Below are 16,991 nucleotides of genomic sequence, written 5' to 3' on the forward strand. Positions count from 1 at the left end.
TGACACCGTCGGGCGGCTCGATGGGGCTTTTGCCGGCGCGACAACCCTCGACAACGAACCGGAGATCGTCTTCGGCGATGCTCCGACGGTGCTTGACGACGACGTAGATATCTATGATCCGGATCTCGACGAATCGGGAAGTTACGGTGGTTCCACACTGACGCTGCAGCGCCAGGACGGACCAAGCGCCGGCGACATGTTTACCGCCACTGGCACGCTCTCTGCGCTGGCCGAGGCGGGCGATGTCGTCGTAGGCGGGACGGTCATCGGTACCGTCGTTGAAAACTCCGGCGGCACGCTTCAACTTCTTTTCAATGCGAGTTCCACGCGTGGGCTCGTCAACGAGGCGCTGCGCCAGATCGCGAACTGGCAGGACGTGGAGATCACCGTCGCCGCGCAGGCGGTCCAGCGCTCAGGGTTCCCTGACGCGTACGCGGATCACGAGGAGGAGGGGCGACTGTGGGCGTCGGCGCTCACGGGTCATGGTGGAGACGTGTCCTGCGATCTTGGGGACGCCGCGCCCACGACGGCGCGCGCGTTCACGGAGCGGGTCACGGCGGACTTCGGCGAGGACGTGTACGCGCTCATGGTGGCCGATCTCGACTCCACGGCGACCGCTCTGGTCGCGAGCTCCGATGCCACGCTCGAGGCGGCGCTGCAGCGGTGGGCCGTGGCCGTCGCGGACGTCGAGGGAGTCATTGCCGCAGCCGATGCCGACGAGCCGTGGGTGCGCGACGGCGGGCCGTACGAGCGGGACGGCGACTCCGGCACGCTCATCGAGCTGCGCACGGAGTGACCGCGCGCGACTGGGAGGGGGCAGCGCCCTCAGGCCCAGCGCTTCTTGGCCTCCCGGATCGACTGGATCCATCCGTCGACCGCAGGCTGCGCGTAGGCGCCGCCCGCCTGCACGTTGAGCGCGACGATGTCATGGGTGTCGCCGTCGGCGTGGGTGACCCGCACGGTCAGGAAGGGCACCCTCCCGGGCTTCTCGGCCACGTCCACGCGCTTGAGGTCGCTCCACGGCGTCACGTAGGTGAGCCGAAACGGGTTGGGCTCCCACAGTCCGTCGTGGTCCAGGCGGACCTGGAGGGTCGCCAGCCGCACCGCGGAATACCCCGCGAACAGCGCCACGGGCACCAGCGCGAGCGACCAGAGCCGTCCCGGCGTCTCGAGCCAGAACACCCCGCCGATCACGCCCAGCACGATGACGCCGAAGAGGGCGTACATCCGCGACTGGCGCGTCGCGTCGCGATGGCGCAGCACCACCGCGCCGTGGCCGCTCCCGGCAGCCGGGTCAGCGCTCAGCGCTGCTCCAGCGGCACGTAGTCGCGCTCCACCTCGCCGGTATAGATCTGGCGCGGGCGGCCGATCTTGGTGCGCGGGTCGTCGAGCATCTCGCGGTAGTGCGCGATCCAGCCCGGCATGCGCCCCAGGGCGAACAGCGGCGTGAACATCGAGCGCGGGAAGCCCATGGCGGAGTACAGCAGACCCGTGTAGAAGTCGACGTTCGGGTAGAGCTTGCGCTCGATGAAGTACTCGTCGGACAGCGCGATCTCCTCGAGCTGCTGCGCCATCTGGAAGGTCTCGTCGCTTCCGCCCAGCTCGTTGAGGACCGTGTTCGCGACGTCCTTCACCACCGCGCCGCGGGGATCGTAGGACTTGTAGACGCGGTGGCCGAAGCCCATGAGGCGAGCACCCTCGGCCTTGTCCTTCACCTTGGCCACGAACTGCTCGACGGTGTCGCCGGACTCCTTGATCTGGTCGAACATCGACAGCGCGGCCTCGTTCGCACCGCCATGCAGCGGCCCAGACAGCGCGCCGATCCCCGCGGACACGGACGCGTAGATGTTGGCGTGCGAGGAGCCCACGATGCGCACCGTCGACGTCGAGCAGTTCTGCTCGTGGTCCGCGTGCAGGATGAGCAGCAGGTCGAGCGCCTTGCGGACCGTCGGGTCGATGTCGAGCTCGCCGTCGGGGCCGGAGAAGCCGATCCGCATGAACTCATCGACGTACGTGCCGGTCTTGCGGGGCTCGATCAGGTCGCCGCCCGTGACGCGCCGCTGCAGGTACGCGATCACGGTGGCGGTCTTGGCGAGCAGCTGGACGGTCGCGAGCTCGATCTCGTACTCGCCGCGTCCCACCGACTCGGGGTAGAAGGTCGACAGCGCGCTCGTGGCGCCCGACAGCACCGCCATCGGGTGCGCCTCGCGCGGGAAGGCCTCGAGGAATGACTTGATGCCCTCGTGGACGTGCATGTGCCGCGCGACGCGGTTGTTGAGCGCGTTCAGGAGCTCCTCGCTGGGCAGCTCGCCGTGGATCAGCAGGTAAGCGACCTCGAGGAACGTCGACTGCTCCGCCAGCTGCTCGATCGGGTAGCCGCGGTAGCGCAGGATTCCCGCGTCGCCATCGATGTAGGTGATCGAGCTCTCGCAGGAGGCCGTGTTCATGAACCCGGGGTCCACGGTCACCAGGCCGGTGTCCTTGAGGAGGGTCGAGACCGACACCCCGTCATTGCCCACGGTGGCGCGCTCGAGCGGCAGCTCGCGTGACGTTCCATCGACCGTGAGTCGGGCGTCGACAACTCGTGTCATACCTAGAGTCCTCCCGTGCGCCGCAGCGCCATTGTGCGTTCGCTTGGCAGCGAGTTTACCTGTCTTTGGACAGTCTCCGAGCCGCCTCCTGCACGCGCTCATCGGTGGCGGTCAGTGCAATGCGCACGTGCCGCGCCCCTGCGGTGCCGTAGAACGAGCCCGGAGCGGCGACGATGCCGCGATCCGCGAGCCACTCTATGGTGTCCCAGCAGTCCTCGTCACGCGTCGCCCACAGGTACAGACCCGCCTCGGAGCCCGACACCGTGAAGCCCGCGCCCCGGATCGCGGGCAGCAGGACCTCGCGCCGGGCCCGATACACGGCGCGCTGGGCCGCGACGTGGTCGTCATCGCCCAGCGCGACCGTCATCGCTGCCTGCACCGGAGCGGGAACGATCATGCCGGCGTGCTTGCGGGTCTCGAGCAGGCCCGCGATCAGCGCGGGGTTGCCGGCGGTGAACGCCGCGCGGTACCCGGCAAGCGAGCTCTGCTTGGACAGCGAGTACACGGCGAGCAGCCCGCCGTGCGAGTCGCCGCACACCTCGGGGTCGAGGATCGACGGCACGCCGCCGTCGGACCAGGGCTGGTCCCACGCGAGCGCCGCGTAGCACTCGTCCGATGCGACGACGGCGCCGATGCGCCGAGCGGCTTCGACCACGGCGCGCAGGTGGTCGCGCGACAGCACTGCGCCCGTCGGGTTCGACGGAGAGTTCACCCACACGAGACGCACGTCGTCGCGGTCGGCCCAGTCCTCGACGGCGTCCGTGGCGAGAGCCGATGCGCCCGCCAGGGTCGCGCCCACGGCGTAGGTGGGGTAGGCGGTCGCCGGGTGCACCACGGTGTCGCCCTCCCCCAGCCCGAGCAGGCTGGGCAGCCAGGCGACCAGCTCCTTCGAGCCCACCGTGGGGAGCACCGCATCGGCTGTCAGCCCGGTGACGCCCCGCGTCCGGGCGAACCACTCCACCACGGCCTTCCGCAGTGCGGCGGTTCCGTGGGTAGTCGGGTAGCCGGGCGCATCGGCCGCCGCGCGCAGCGCGTCCTGGATCAGGGACGGCGTGGGGTCGACGGGCGTGCCGACCGACAGGTCGACCACCCCATCGGGGTGGCGCCGGGCGCGCTCGCGGAACGGGACCAGCGAGTCCCAGGGAAAGTCAGGAAGCGAGCCCGGGTGCAGACCCATGCCGGCCGCTCAGCCGTTCGGGTTGGGCGGCAGCGACTTGATGAGGTCGTGGTCGTGCTCGATGAGCCCCATCTTGGCGGCACCACCGGGAGAGCCGATCTCCGAGAAGAACTCGACGTTCGCGTCGTAGTAGTCGGCCCACTTGTCGGGGACGTCGTCCTCGTAGTAGATGGCCTCGACTGGGCAGACCGGCTCGCAGGCGCCGCAGTCCACGCACTCGTCGGGGTGGATGTACAGCGAGCGCTCGCCCTCGTAGATGCAGTCGACGGGACACTCGTCGATGCATGCCTTGTCCTTGACGTCGACACAAGGCAGGGCGATGACGTACGTCACTGGTGCTCCTCCACTCCGGGTGCGGTGAACCGAATCCTCATCATAGCGCCGCGAAGGGCCCCGAGGGCACGGTTGTGCGGCCTCAGGAGTCGTCGTCCTCGTCGTCGTCGGTGACGCACTCGATCGCGTCATCGGGCTGGTAAGTCCAGGTGTCGATGTTCTCGTCGACCTGCTCGCCGTCGAGGAATACCCGCCGGGTATTCGTGATGGTGAAGCCCGGCTGGCCGGGCCCCTTGGCCTCGCAGTTCGCGGCGCGGACCTCCTTGACGCCCGGCTGCGTCACGTTGGTCTTGGGACCCACCGAGTTCTCGACCTCGAAGTGCGGCGTGGACCAGATGTCGACGTGGAGGCGGCCACCGTCGACGTAGCTGTTGATGAGCGCCGCGTACGGGGTGTTGTTGGTGAACCGCACGTTGATGGTGGTGCCCCAGAGGGTCGATTCGCGGCCCGCCGGGTAGCGGGTGAACCACACCGAGTGCGGGCGGTGCTGCAGCAGTTCGTAGCCGGCGAAGTACGCGGCGTTGTAGCTCGTGGTCGCCATCTGCGACAACCCGCCTCCCAGACCCGAGGTCAGGATGCCGTCGACGATCACATGTGCCTGGCCGTAGCCCTCCTCCTCGGTGATGGGCGACAGGAGCTCGTGCAGGTTGAACTCATCGCCGGGCATGAGCAACGTGCCCTCGACGTCCGCGGCGGCGGTGCGGAGGTTCTGGGTGCGGATGGGCTCCGCCGTCAGCGGGGTGTCGAAGGACGCGACGATCTCCTGCAGATCGGCGAGTCCCAGGTCCTCGGGCGAGACCTCAGCGTCGGCGGCGGTGTACGGCAGTTCCCCCGTGCGGTCGGGGCGTGCAGCGGCGGCCGTGATCACATCCACGAGCGCGTCGCCGTCGATGGTGATGCCGGGCGTGCCCTCGTCGATCACAATCTCGTGATCGTCGTCGAAGCTGACGGAGGCGTTCTCGCCCTCGGTTGCGAGCTCCGGGTCGTCCGCCACGATCTGGGTGGCGAGTCCAGGCCCGTCGATCTCGAGCTCGAGCCCGGTGGTGCCGACGACGACGGCCGCGTGATCCGCCACGGTCGCCGCCTCGACCGTGGTCTCGACGTCCTCACCCACGAGCGTGATCGGGCCGGCGAACACCACCTCCCGCAGGGTGTTCGCGAACGCCTGCGCATCCTCATCGGTGATGGAGGGATCCTCGACCTCGGCGATGAGCGCGACCGTCTGCGAATCGGGCCACGCCGCGGCCACCAGCTGCGCGGAGGACTCCTGGTCGACCGTCACCGCCGGACGGCCCTCGACCACCTCGACCGCGTCGCCGGCGATGCTGACCGTCGCGTCCTCAGCAGCGCCGTCGATCACCGTCGCGGCCTCGGCCATGGTCGCCGCGAGCTCGCTCTCGTCGACGACGGTCACCGGCTCGATGTGCCCGCCTCCCGTGATGTGCATCCACAGGCGGTCCGGCATGAGCGTGAAGCCTGTCACCTGGGCGACCGTGGCCTCGGCGTCCACACCGAGCCCTGCAGCCCCCGCAGTGGTCTCGTACTCGAGCCCGCCGGCCTCGAGGGTCAGCGCCTCGCCAGCAACGTCCGAGGACCGTGCGTCGACGGCCCCCGTGGCCTCGGCGACGGACATCCCGCCGATCGACAGCCCCAAGGTCTCGGTCTCGCGCGGCACGCTCCCCGACAGCAGGGCCTGAGCGCCCACGTAGAGAACTGCGAGCGCAACGATCACGAGCGGCACGATCGCGAGCGCCCGCCGCCGGCGTCGCGGCTTCGCCTCGGCGACGGGAGTGCTCGGCTCCGTGGCCGCAGGCTCTCCGGGAGTCCCGTGCGCCGACTGCACCGGAGACGCAGCCGAAGCTGACTCGGTCATCGCCGCGGCGCCCATCGCGCCCGCGGCGACGGCAGGCATCACCGCAGTGTCTCCCGCGTCGACGGGTTCCATGATCTGGGTCTCCGCCGCGTCGGGAGAGGCGTCGGGTGCGGGCTCGGGAGCGGCGTCGGGTGCGGGCTCGGGCTCCAGCGCCGGGACCGCGGAGTCGGACGACTCGGCGACCGCATCCTGGTCGTCGCTCGCCTGGTCCTCCGACTCGTGCGCGTCGGGAGCGGACGGCGCGGGCGTCGTCGGCTCGTAGCTTCCGGCATCCTGGTGGACCCAGTCCGGCAATGATCCCGCCAGTCGCTCCGCGGCAGCGGTGGACGCATTGGTGGCTCCTGCAGTCGTCGCTGCGGCACCCGCCACTGGCGCGGCGGCGAGCCACTCTGGAGTCCGGAGCTCGGAGGTGGGGACGCGCTCCTCGATCGGGGCGGCGGCCTCCGGGCCGGCCTCCCCGCCGGCCTCACCCGGATCGGTGGCACCAGCATCCGGCGCGCCACTGGCGGGCGCACCGGCATCGGGCGCACCACTGGCAGGCGCGACGTGCGCTCCCTTGCCCTGAGCGGCCCGGCGGCGCATCGACCGGTGAGCGGCGGAGTTGCGCCGGCGCGCGAGCTCCCGTTCCGCCTCCTGGCGCTGCAGTTGCCTACGCCGCGCCATGACGCCCCACCAGAATCCTGGTCGGCACGATCGCGGCCGCGATCATCACCACCGCCGACCCCACGAGCCAGGAGATGCCCAGCGCGTCCTGAGCGATCAGCACGGATCCACCGGGTCCCTCGAGCGACCACACCAGGGTCATCGCGACCCAGGTCGCCGCGAACGCGCCGAGCCCCGAGAAGCCCATCGACGTGCGCGCGAAGACCGCGGCGAACGCGACCATCAGCACGGATCCGATCACACCCCACGGCGCGAATCCGCGGTGAGCGACGGCGCCCACGCTCGCGGTGATGACGCCGCCAGCGGCGAGCACGAGGTAGGCAAGGGCGGTCTTCATGCGACCCAGGATAGGTGGTCGCGTTGACGCTCCTGGTACCGGCGCGAGCGCGTGTCCGCTATGCGTCGAGGCGCTTGGCGCGGGCGGTCGCGCGGGCGCGCTCGGTCTGATCGAGGATCACCTTGCGGATGCGTGTGTGCTCGGGAGTGACCTCGACGCACTCGTCCTCGCGCGCGAACTCGAGGGACTCCTCGAGGGTCAGCACGCGCGGCGGGGTGAGGCGCTCGAGCTCGTCACCGGTCGCGGACCGGATGTTGTTGAGCTTCTTCTCCTTGGTGATGTTCACGTCCATGTCCTCGCCGCGGGCGTTCTCGCCGACGACCATGCCCTCGTACGTCTCCTGCGTGGGCTTGACGAAGAACGTGCCGCGGTCCTGGAGCGTCAGCAGCGCGTTGGTGGTGACCGCGCCGGCGCGGTCGGCGACCAGCGAGCCCGACGTGCGGTACTCGATCGAGCCGGCCCACGGCGCGTAGCCGTGCGCGATCGACGAGGCGATGCCGGTGCCGCGGGTCTCGGTCAGGAATGTGGAACGGAAGCCGATGAGCCCGCGCGCGGGGACGATGAACTCCATGCGCACCCAGCCGGTGCCGTGGTTCGACATCGACTCCATGCGGCCGCGACGGCCCGCCATGAGCTGGGTGACGGCGCCCAGGTGCTCCTCGGGCACATCGATCGTCATGTGCTCCATGGGCTCGTGGACCTTGCCGTCGACCTGCTTGGTGACGACCTGCGGCTTGCCCACGGTGAGCTCGAAGCCCTCGCGACGCATCTGCTCGACGAGGATCGCGAGCGCGAGCTCACCACGGCCCTGGACCTCCCACGCGTCGGGACGGTCGGTGGGCAGCACGCGGATCGACACATTGCCGATGAGCTCCTTGTCGAGGCGGTCCTTGACCTGGCGCGCGGTGACCTTGGCTCCCTTGACGCGGCCGGCCAGGGGCGACGTGTTGATGCCGATGGTCATCGAGATCGCGGGGTCGTCGACCGTGATGCGCGGCAGCGGCCGCGGGTCGTCGACGTCGGTGAGGGTCTCGCCGATGGTGATCTCCTCGATGCCGGCCACGGCGACGATGTCGCCGGGCTGCGCGGACTCGGCAGGCACGCGCTCGAGGCCCTGCGTGCGCAGCAACTCGGTGATCTTCACGTTCTGGATCGAGCCGTCAGCACGGGCCCACGCGACCTGCTGGCCCTTGCGCAGCGTGCCGTTGAACACGCGCAGCAGCGCCAGGCGACCCAGGAACGGCGAAGCGTCGAGGTTGGTGACGTGGGCCTGCAGCGGGTGGCCGTCCTCATAGGACGGTCCGGGGATGCGCTCCATGATGGTCTGGAACAGCGGCTCGAGATTCTCGTTGTCGGGCAGCGAGCCGTCCGCGGGCTGCTCGAGCGACGCGCGCCCGGCCTTCGCGGACGCGAACACCACGGGCACCTCGAGGAGCGCGTCGATGTCGAGGTCCGGGACCTCGTCGTGGAGGTCGGCCGCGAGGCCCAGCAGCAGGTCGTGCGTCTCGTCGACCACGGCGGAGATGCGCGAATCGGGGCGGTCCACCTTGTTGACCACGATGATCACGGGCAGCTTGGCCGCGAGCGCCTTGCGCAGCACGAAGCGGGTCTGCGGCAGCGGACCCTCGGAGGCGTCCACGAGCAGCACCACGCCGTCGACCATCGACAGGCCGCGCTCGACCTCGCCGCCGAAGTCGGCGTGACCGGGGGTGTCGATGACGTTGATCGTCACGCCCTCGGGACCCGCCGCCTCGCCGGTGTAGCGGATCGCGGTGTTCTTCGCGAGGATCGTGATGCCCTTCTCGCGCTCGAGGTCCCCCGAGTCCATGGCGCGGTCCTCGATGTGGGCGTGATCGCCGTAGGCGCCGCCCTGGACGAGCATGCCGTCGACGAGGGTGGTCTTGCCGTGGTCGACGTGGGCGACGATCGCGACGTTGCGCAGGTCGGAGCGCACAGGCATGTCAGGGTCTCGTTTCGTAGATGAGGGGGTTGCGGGCGGGCCGATGCGCGCCGCAGCAGCGGGGGACGTGCTGAGACATTCTAGCGGGTGCGGGCACGCAGGGCCGATGCGAGGGTCGGGTGAGTGGACGCCGCTCGGCGGATGATGGTGGGACCATGGCGTGCATGACCGTCCATCGACTGCGCTCATCGCTCATGTGGGGATGGCTCGCCGTGGGCTTCGGGGCCATCGTCGCTGCGGCGCAGATCGCCACCGGTGGCTTCTCCCAAGCCCTCGTGGGCCTGGGGCTGGGGCTGGCGATCGCGGGCCTCGGGTGGGCGCTGTTCCTACGACCGGCAGTGATTCTGCGCGCGGACGCCGTCGAAGTGCGCAACGTCGTGCGGATCGGATCGATCTCGTGGGGGCGCATCGCGCACGTGGACCTCAAGTGGACGCTCGAGCTGGTCGGTGACGACGGCGCGCGAGTCGGCTCCTTCGCGGTACCGAGGAGTTCTGCTCCGCGCCGTCGCCGCACCGAGGAGCCCGCGGTCACCCCCAGCACGAGCGATCAGATCGCCAGCGAGATCCGTCAGCGCGCTGAGGCCGCGAGAGCAGGCGACATGCCTGCCGCCGGGCGCCAAGCGCCCTCCATCTCCCGGACCACGGATCTCACCGGGGTGGCGATCGTGCTCGCGTCGGCAGCTGCTGCCGTTCTCGCCTTCGTCGCCTGACCAGCGAGTCGCCCGGCGACGGTCGCCGCCGCAGCGTCAGGCATCGTCTTCCGCGTGAGCCTCCAAGAACTCGTAGAGCTCGCGGTCGTCGACGCCGGGATAGGTGCCGTGGGGCAGCGGGGAGAAGAGGTGCGTGTGGACCCGCGCGCTCGCCCACGCCCGGCCGGCCCAGCGTGACGCGAGCTCCTGCGCGGGACGGCGACAGCAGGTCGCGTCGGGGCAGGTCGAGTGCGCGCGGATGGTGGACTCGCGTCCGCGGAACCACCGCGACTCGCGGTACGGCACTCCCAGCGTGATCGAGTAGTCCTCCGGGTCCGCGGTGCCGGTCTGCGTGGACTCGAAGTATGTCCCGTTCGGGGTGTCCGTGTACTGGTAGTACTCGGTCGTGCGCGTGGTGCGAGCGAACGCGCGGCGCGCGCTCCACTGACGGCAGACGATCTCGCCGTCCGTCGCGCCCGTGACGTCCTGCGGCAGCGGCAGGCCGTCGTTCTCGTACGCGCGCACCACAGCGCCGTCGCCGGTGACCCTCAGGAAGTGGAGCGGAATGCCCAGGTGCACGGTGGCGAGGTTGGTGAACCGGAGCGCGGCGGCCTCGTGCGTCACGCCGAACGCATCGCGGAAGTCCTCGATCGCGATGGAGCGCTCGTCCTTGGCGGCCTGGAGGAACTCCACCGAGGGACCGCGCGGCATCAGGCACGCAGCCGCGAAGTAGCTGGACTCCAGGCGCTGGGTCAGGAAGTCCTCGTAGTCCAAGGGCTCCTCGTGACCCAGCACCGTGTGGGAGATCGCCTGGAGAGCGAGGGACCGCAGGCCGTGGCCGCCCGGGATGGACGCGGGCGGGATGAAGATCCTGCCGTTCTCGAGGTCCACCACGCAGCGCGCTGAGTGGGGCAGGTCGTCGGTGTGCACGATCGTGAAGCCGTGGCGTTCCGCCATCTCCGCCACCGTGCGGTGCGTCAGCGCTCCGCCAGTGTGGCCCACCGCCTCGACTTCCGCATCGGCCAGTTCCTCGATCTGCGGCAGGTAACTGTCCACGGAACGCAGGTAGTCCCGTTGACGGGTGTTGGCGCGTCGCGCCTGCTCGGGGGTCGCGAGCGCCGCACGCGCCCGCCGGTCGAGCTCGCGGTGCAGGCCCACGAGGGTCCGCAGCACGTCGTCGGGCATGGTCTTGGCGACCCGGACGGGCGGCAGCCCCAGCTCCTTGAAGCCGTGGGACGTCTGCGCACGCTCGAGCTCGATCTCGAGGGCCGCGCGCTCGGACGGCGCTGACTCATCGAGGAGCTCCGACAGCGGCACCGCGAGCGCCTCCGCGGCGTCAGTGAGCAGTGACAGCCGCGGCTCGCGCTTGCCGTTCTCGATCAACGACCACTGACTCGCCGCGACCCCTGTCTTCTCGCCCAGTTGGTCGAGGGTGAGCCCCGCACGCGTGCGGAAGTGGCGAATGCGGCGTCCCAACGTCACGATGTCCGGCATGGTCTTGACCATATCGAAAGAAACGCTGAATTTTCTACCGTCGGCGCCACAAAGACCTGGCTTGGCGACCATAGCGTCGAAAGCGAAGGACGATCTGCCAATCAGGAGGACTCATGACCGCCACCGCCGTCCGCTCCACCGCTCGTGCCGCTGCGCCCGCATCGGCCCATCCCTCGGTCATCGCCTGGGTCGAACGCATCGCGTCGCTCGCCCAGCCCGAGGACATCGTCTGGTGCGACGGCTCCGAGGAGGAGAGCGCACGCCTCACCGCACAGTTGGTCGACGCCGGCACCCTCACGCCGCTGGACCCGGTCAAGCGGCCCGGCAGTTACCTGGCGCGCTCCAACCCCGACGACGTCGCTCGCGTGGAATCGCGCACCTTCATCTGCACCAACGACGCGGCGGACGCAGGGCCCACCAACAACTGGGAAGAGCCGGTGACGATGCGCCGGACCCTCGACCGGGTGATGCTCGGGTCCATGAGCGGTCGAACGATGTACGTGATGCCGTTCTGCATGGGGCCGCTGGGCGGCCCCCTGTCGCGATACGGGGTGCAGGTCACGGACTCGCCGTACGTGGTGTTGTCGACGCGCACGATGACCCGCATGGGTACGGCCGCGCTCGAGCAGATCGGCCCCGACACCGACTGGGTTCCCGCCGTGCACTCTGTGGGTGCGCCGCTCGACCCCGGCCAGGAGGATGTCGCTTGGCCGTGCAACGAGACCAAGTACATCGTGCACTTCCCCGAGTCGCGCGAGATCTGGTCGTACGGCTCGGCCTACGGAGGCAACGCGATCCTGGCCAAGAAGGCGTTCGCGCTGCGCATCGCGTCGGCGATGGGCCACAACGAGGGCTGGATCGCGGCTCACATGCTGCTGCTGAAGGTCACCGGACCCACGGGTCGCGAGTTTCACGTGGCCGCAGCGTTCCCGAGCGCGTGCGGCAAGACCAACTTCGCCATGCTGCAGCCCTCGATCCCCGGGTGGAAGGTCGAGACCATCGGCGACGACATCGCCTGGCTCGCCCCCGGGGCGGACGGTCGCCTGCGCGCGATCAACCCCGAGGCCGGGTTCTTCGGCGTCGCTCCTGGGACCGGCGCGTCCACCAACCCGGTGGCCGTCGAGACGCTCACGCACGACGTGATCTACACGAACGTCGCACTCACCGACGACGGCGACGTGTGGTGGGAGGGGCTCACGGACGAGGTTCCCGAGCACCTCATCGACTGGCGCGGCAACGACTGGACGCCTGACTCGGAGACCCCCGCCGCGCACCCCAACTCGCGCTTCACTGTCTCCGCGGCGCAGTGCCCGACCATCGCGGACACCTGGGACCACCCCGACGGCGTCGTCGTCGACGCGGTGATCTTCGGAGGCCGCCGCGCCACCAACGTGCCCTTGGTCTCGCAGGCGCGCACGTGGGCGCACGGGATGTACATGGGAGCGACGCTCGCGTCGGAGCGCACGGCGGCCGCCGAGGGGACGCTGGGCGAGCTGCGACGCGACCCGTTCGCGATGCTGCCGTTCTGCGGTCAGCACATGGCCGAGCACTGGCAGGACTGGATCGACCTGGGCGCGAGGCTCGAGGCGACCGGCCAGGCCCCCAAGGTCTTCCAGGTGAACTGGTTCCGCAAGGGTGAAGACGGAGGCTTCCTGTGGCCCGGCTTCGGCGAGAACGCTCGCGTGCTCGCGTGGATCCTCGGCCGCGTCGAGGGGACCGCCCACGGATCGGAGAGCCCGTTCGGCGTGATCCCGGCGCCCGGCGAGATCGACTTCGAGGCCGCAGGGGTCGAGCCCGACCAGTGGCGCGCGCTGTTCGCCACGGACCGCGACGCCCTCATGGCGGAGGCGGACCAGACCGCGGAGTTCCTGTCCTCGATGGGATCGCGGGTTCCGCTCGCGATCGATGCCGAGCACGCGCTGCTGCGCCAGTCGCTCAGCGCCCTGCCGCACGGCTAGCCACCGCATCGGCGCCACCCGGCCCGCGCATCGTCCGTCTCCTTGACGGTGCGCGGGCCGCGGTGCGTCCGGGCCCCGCGCCATCCCACGCGCCGCCTGCATGCGAACCGCTCAACACACAGCCGTGACCCCAGTGGCGGATGTGATGGCAGCGCATGCACCCTCGCATCACCGTGCACTCGTGCCACACGCGTGTGTTGAGCGGTACACGGGGCGGACGCGGCCGCATCGAGACGGGTACCCGCGGCGAGAACGAGAGCCGGGCGGGCGGCGCGCTGGAGGGTGGTGCGCGCCGCCCGCCCGGTGGTACCCGCCGCACCGTGGGATCGCCACGGACGGCGAGAGCTGTGAGGCGCTAGACCGCGACGGGCGCGGGCGGGTCGGTGGCCGCGGGCGGCTCGGCGAGCGACTCGGCCACCGTGGGCGCGGGGCGCTCCCCGAGCTTGACCACGACGACGCCGGCGACCACGAGCAGCGCGCCGCCGATCTGCAGGGGTCCGGGCGCTTGGCCCAGCAGGAACCACGCGAACAGCGCGGCCGCCATGACCTCGATCAGCGCCACGAACGACCCCAGGCGCGCACCCAGGCGACGGGTCGCGGCGATGCCCGCGACGTACGCGGTCGCGGCGGTGACCACGCCCAGCACGAGCGCAACGGCCCACCACGGTGCGGCGAAGGGCACGAACTGCACGGTGTCCGTGGACCAGGCCATGGGCAGGATCCCGGTGGCTCCGGCGGTGCCGAGCACGACCAGAGCGACCACCAGGCCGCCCGCGGCGAGGGTCAGGGGCGGCAGCCCGTTGGACTCGTCGCCACCGATCACGAAGTAGACCGACGCCCCGACCATCGCACCGAGCGCCCACAGCACTCCCACGAGGTCCACGTCGGTGCCGCCGTGGAGGACATCCAGCAGCAGTACCAGGCCGGCGGCGGCGATGAGGGCGCCCGCGACGGTCAGCCGCGTGGGACGACTGCCGTGACGCAGCCACATCCACAGGACCACCGCGACGGGCGCCATGTACTCGATGAGGAGCGCGACGGAGACGTCCAGGTAGCCCACGGCGAAGAAGTAGCACAACTGCGCACCGGCCACGGCGAAGACGCCGTCATTGATCTCCGTCATTCCCTTTGCGCCGGAAATCAGGACCTGTTCGCCGTCGGCAAATCCGTGCGACGGCGCCGTCACCGTGACGGGGTCGGACCGGGTCGCACCGGTAATCGTCACGGGCGCATCGTAGACCAGCCCGGAATCGACATAGAAGGCATGCGCCTGGTCGTCGCCCGTCTGGTAGGCCGACGCGAACACCTCGACGAAGCGCCGCGTCTCGCCGCCGATCGTGCGCTTCGCGACGATCCAGAGCTCGTCCTCGTCGACGCCGGGGATGACGGCCACGCTCTCCGCCGCCGCGTTGCCGCCGTCAAAGGCGCCGCCGAGGATATGCCGCGACCAGCCGATCACGTCCTGATCCGGCTGGTAGGACAGCGAGCAGAGCTCGCCGTCGGCGCGCACGCACCACAGGGTGGAATCGAGTTCCTGTCGGTAGGTCATCTCCGTGAAGCCGCCGCGCGAGATGTGATCCGCCAGCAGCGTCATGTCGAGCGCCTGGTAGTTGTCGATCTCCAGCGCGAACGCGAATTCGAGGACCTTTCGCGCCGCGCGCTGCAGGAACAGCATGCGGCCGCGCATCTGCTGCGGCGCGACGTCGGCGGTGCCGTAGGCCGTCTGGCGCTTCACATCGATGTCGGTCGGCGTCAGCAGCGGGCCGTCCGACTGAACCAGCCATTCGCCGCCCACCGTACCGATGAACAGCTTCTGTCCCGGCGCCATCCAGCGGATGGCGTTCACCTGGTCGGCGGAGATCGTGTAGTCGAGCGCGTCGTCGTCTTCAACCGATCCGGCCCCGTCGTCGGGACGCATATTCTCGAAGTCGGCGGACTGCGACAGCCAGAAGGTCTGCGGCCGGTCGGTCGATCCGGCGAAGGCAAGACGCTGCTCGAAAAAGGCGACGGCGCGCGGATAACCCGTGGTGCCCGACCACGCGCCCAGCCGCCATTGCGACGACGCGGTCGTGCCGCCGAACGCCGTGCTCACGTCGGCGGTCACCGATGTCGGAGACGCGACGGCCGTGATCAGCGCATGCCCCCAATCGGACCCGTACTCGATCCGGACCAGCCGGCCGATATCGGCGTCGGCGAACCCGGCACCGCCGTTGATCCCCTCGGTACCGCTCGCGGTGATGGTGATGCCGGTCCCGCTCGCCGCCGACGGGCTCAACGTCGTCGCCGTCGCATTCACGGCAAACCACGGCCCGTCATGGAACAGCATTTCGGTCAGCGACCACGAGCTGTGGCCGGAGCGCGTGAGCTTGTGAACGGGATGGGTCTCGTGGCAGATCCACATCGTGTCCGCCGACTGCGCGACCTTGAGCGACGGCAGGTCGGCTGTGCCGTAGGGCATGCCGACCTCGACCGCCGCGGCGTCGATCAGGGAAACGTCGTCGATCCGGATCGTCTTCTGCGCCTCGTACCGGAACTGCAGGTAGAACGGCGACGTATCGGGGGTAAATGCGAAGACATGCCAGCCGGTGCCGAATTCTACGTCGTCCACGACCTCCGTCCCTTCGGACGTGGACCCGATGCGCAGCGTCACCGTATCGCCCGGCGCGCCCGCGATGCGGAACCGCAGCACGTGTTCCTGCCCCGTCGCGGTGGTGGCAACCGCCTGCTCGGCATGCGCCGCGTTGCCGCCGCCCGCCGCCGCGAGGCTGAGCATGCCCGCGGCCGCATCGTGCGCGATCGCACCACCGCCGGCGGACCGGTCGTCCCAGCCGGCGATATCTGCGGCGAAATCCCCATTGGCAACGACCGCATCGGTCGCCGCGGCGTCGATCCGGCCGCGGTCCTTGAAGAAGCGGAAATAGCCGTTGCCCGCCTCCAGGACGTAGGCCTGGTGGGTCGAGAACTGGAACGGGATCAGCCGCGGCTTCGCGTCGTGATCGCGGGCCTCGGCCACGAACATCGTGCCGGGACGGCGCATCGCACCGCCCTGCGGCAGCGGAATCATGTTTTCCAGCGTGGCGCAACCGAGCGGATATTTGCCGAAGTCCGTCCGCGCGACCATGCGCGGACCGAACTCGCCGGCATTCAGCGACGGCTGCAGGGGCGTTGCTCTGGGCATCGCGTCTCCTGTGGGTAATCGTTCGATTTTCGGAGGAAAGGTCTTCGCGCCTGTCGAAGGCGCAGCCCGCCCGCTTACTGCCGGCGGAAATACCGGGTGGCGACGTCAGGACGTCGCCGCATGGCGCACGGTGGGACCGGGTTCAGTGGAATCGGGCGCGGACTCAGATAACGGAGGGGTCGATCCGCTCGCCGGTAAATTCGTCCGTCAGGATCTTCTCGATGTCCTCGGGCGACCAGCCTTCTTCCGCAAGGAGTTCTTCGTCCGCCCTTTGCGAATAACAGAAATCCCCCCAGAAGGCGTCGCCGTCCTTCCAGCCGGTACTGGTCGCATACGTCTGTATGATATGCCAGCCGTCGTCACACTTGACGGTTCTCGCCACTGCGCCGACCTCGGTAATCTGAGGTTTCATGGACAGGGCCACGGGCTTCCGCTCTTTGCTCATCGCCGACAGCTCTCCTTCTGATTGCAGGTTAGTTCCCTTTTTGTTCCCCATCAACGGGTTTTCCGGAAATCAGTGCCCCCGGCTCCGACCCATTCCTCCCAGGCGCGCCGGAACGCGGCGCGGGACCGTTCCTTCTCGCGCGCTTGTTCGGATTGTAGTTCCTCCGGCACGGCACGGCCGTGATACGTCCTGAACCGCTCGTATACCGCGCGATTCCGGGCCGCGGCCCGCGCGAAGGGCGCCGGCACGATCTGCAGCTCCGCCGTCATTCCATTGTCGCGCTTCACCTGAAG

13 protein-coding genes and 1 pseudogene are annotated in these 16,991 nt (G+C 69.7%); 3 read left to right on the forward strand and 11 right to left on the reverse strand.

Annotated elements, in window-relative coordinates:
• Positions 1-796: pseudogene (locus QZ483_RS07050) on the forward strand (hypothetical protein); the annotation flags it as partial.
• A 29-nt stretch (positions 797-825) separates the two neighbouring features.
• Here the strand turns inward: QZ483_RS07050 and QZ483_RS07055 are convergent.
• The 7 genes from QZ483_RS07055 to typA all read right to left on the reverse strand — a co-directional run bounded on the left by QZ483_RS07055 (position 826) and on the right by typA (position 8,934).
• Positions 826-1,263, reverse strand: coding sequence for a hypothetical protein (locus QZ483_RS07055; RefSeq protein ID WP_297082361.1), 438 nt, complete (start codon positions 1,261-1,263; stop codon positions 826-828).
• Between the two features lie 38 nt (positions 1,264-1,301).
• Entirely contained in the window at positions 1,302-2,591 is a 1,290-nt protein-coding gene (locus tag QZ483_RS07060) for a citrate synthase (RefSeq protein ID WP_297082362.1), read from the reverse strand.
• 55 nt (positions 2,592-2,646) lie between these two features.
• Positions 2,647-3,768, reverse strand: a complete 1,122-nt coding sequence (gene dapC / locus QZ483_RS07065) for a succinyldiaminopimelate transaminase (RefSeq protein WP_297082364.1) — start codon at positions 3,766-3,768, stop codon at positions 2,647-2,649.
• A 9-nt stretch (positions 3,769-3,777) separates the two neighbouring features.
• Complete coding sequence (gene fdxA / locus QZ483_RS07070) at positions 3,778-4,101, reverse strand: ferredoxin (protein ID WP_297082365.1); 324 nt, start codon at positions 4,099-4,101, stop codon at positions 3,778-3,780.
• Between the two features lie 82 nt (positions 4,102-4,183).
• Positions 4,184-6,637 (reverse strand): VanW family protein, encoded by a 2,454-nt coding sequence (locus QZ483_RS07075; protein ID WP_297082367.1) that lies wholly within the window; start codon positions 6,635-6,637, stop codon positions 4,184-4,186.
• Entirely contained in the window at positions 6,624-6,974 is a 351-nt protein-coding gene (locus tag QZ483_RS07080; protein ID WP_297082369.1) for a hypothetical protein, read from the reverse strand. The genes QZ483_RS07075 and QZ483_RS07080 overlap by 14 nt, the downstream gene beginning before the upstream one ends.
• Before the next feature lie 58 nt (positions 6,975-7,032).
• The gene (gene typA, locus QZ483_RS07085; protein WP_297082371.1) at positions 7,033-8,934 is read right to left on the reverse strand and encodes a translational GTPase TypA; all 1,902 of its coding nucleotides are present in this window, start codon (positions 8,932-8,934) and stop codon (positions 7,033-7,035) included.
• 164 nt (positions 8,935-9,098) lie between these two features.
• Here typA and QZ483_RS07090 point away from each other — a divergent pair, with 164 nt between their 5' ends.
• Positions 9,099-9,644: a hypothetical protein gene (locus QZ483_RS07090; RefSeq protein WP_297082373.1), complete on the forward strand. Its 546-nt coding sequence runs from the start codon at positions 9,099-9,101 to the stop codon at positions 9,642-9,644.
• A gap of 36 nt (positions 9,645-9,680) precedes the next feature.
• On the opposite strand, the gene QZ483_RS07095 is transcribed toward QZ483_RS07090, so the two are convergent.
• The gene (locus QZ483_RS07095) at positions 9,681-11,117 is read right to left on the reverse strand and encodes a helix-turn-helix domain-containing protein (protein ID WP_297082375.1); all 1,437 of its coding nucleotides are present in this window, start codon (positions 11,115-11,117) and stop codon (positions 9,681-9,683) included.
• 113 nt (positions 11,118-11,230) lie between these two features.
• On the opposite strand from QZ483_RS07095, the gene QZ483_RS07100 reads away from it, so the two are divergent.
• On the forward strand, positions 11,231-13,075 hold the full coding sequence (locus QZ483_RS07100; RefSeq protein WP_297082376.1) for a phosphoenolpyruvate carboxykinase (GTP): 1,845 nt from the start codon (positions 11,231-11,233) through the stop codon (positions 13,073-13,075).
• 355 nt (positions 13,076-13,430) lie between these two features.
• On the opposite strand, the gene QZ483_RS07105 is transcribed toward QZ483_RS07100, so the two are convergent.
• The 3 genes from QZ483_RS07105 to QZ483_RS07115 form a co-directional block, all read right to left on the reverse strand.
• Positions 13,431-16,253, reverse strand: a complete 2,823-nt coding sequence (locus tag QZ483_RS07105) for an EamA family transporter (RefSeq protein ID WP_297082378.1) — start codon at positions 16,251-16,253, stop codon at positions 13,431-13,433.
• A gap of 163 nt (positions 16,254-16,416) precedes the next feature.
• Positions 16,417-16,698: a hypothetical protein gene (locus QZ483_RS07110; protein WP_297082379.1), complete on the reverse strand. Its 282-nt coding sequence runs from the start codon at positions 16,696-16,698 to the stop codon at positions 16,417-16,419.
• A gap of 50 nt (positions 16,699-16,748) precedes the next feature.
• On the reverse strand, positions 16,749-16,991 hold a 243-nt coding region (locus QZ483_RS07115), incomplete at its 5' end, for a hypothetical protein (RefSeq protein WP_297082381.1).

Origin of the sequence: uncultured Demequina sp., from assembly GCF_913055775.1 — a bacterium.
Lineage (GTDB): Bacteria > Actinomycetota > Actinomycetes > Actinomycetales > Demequinaceae > Demequina.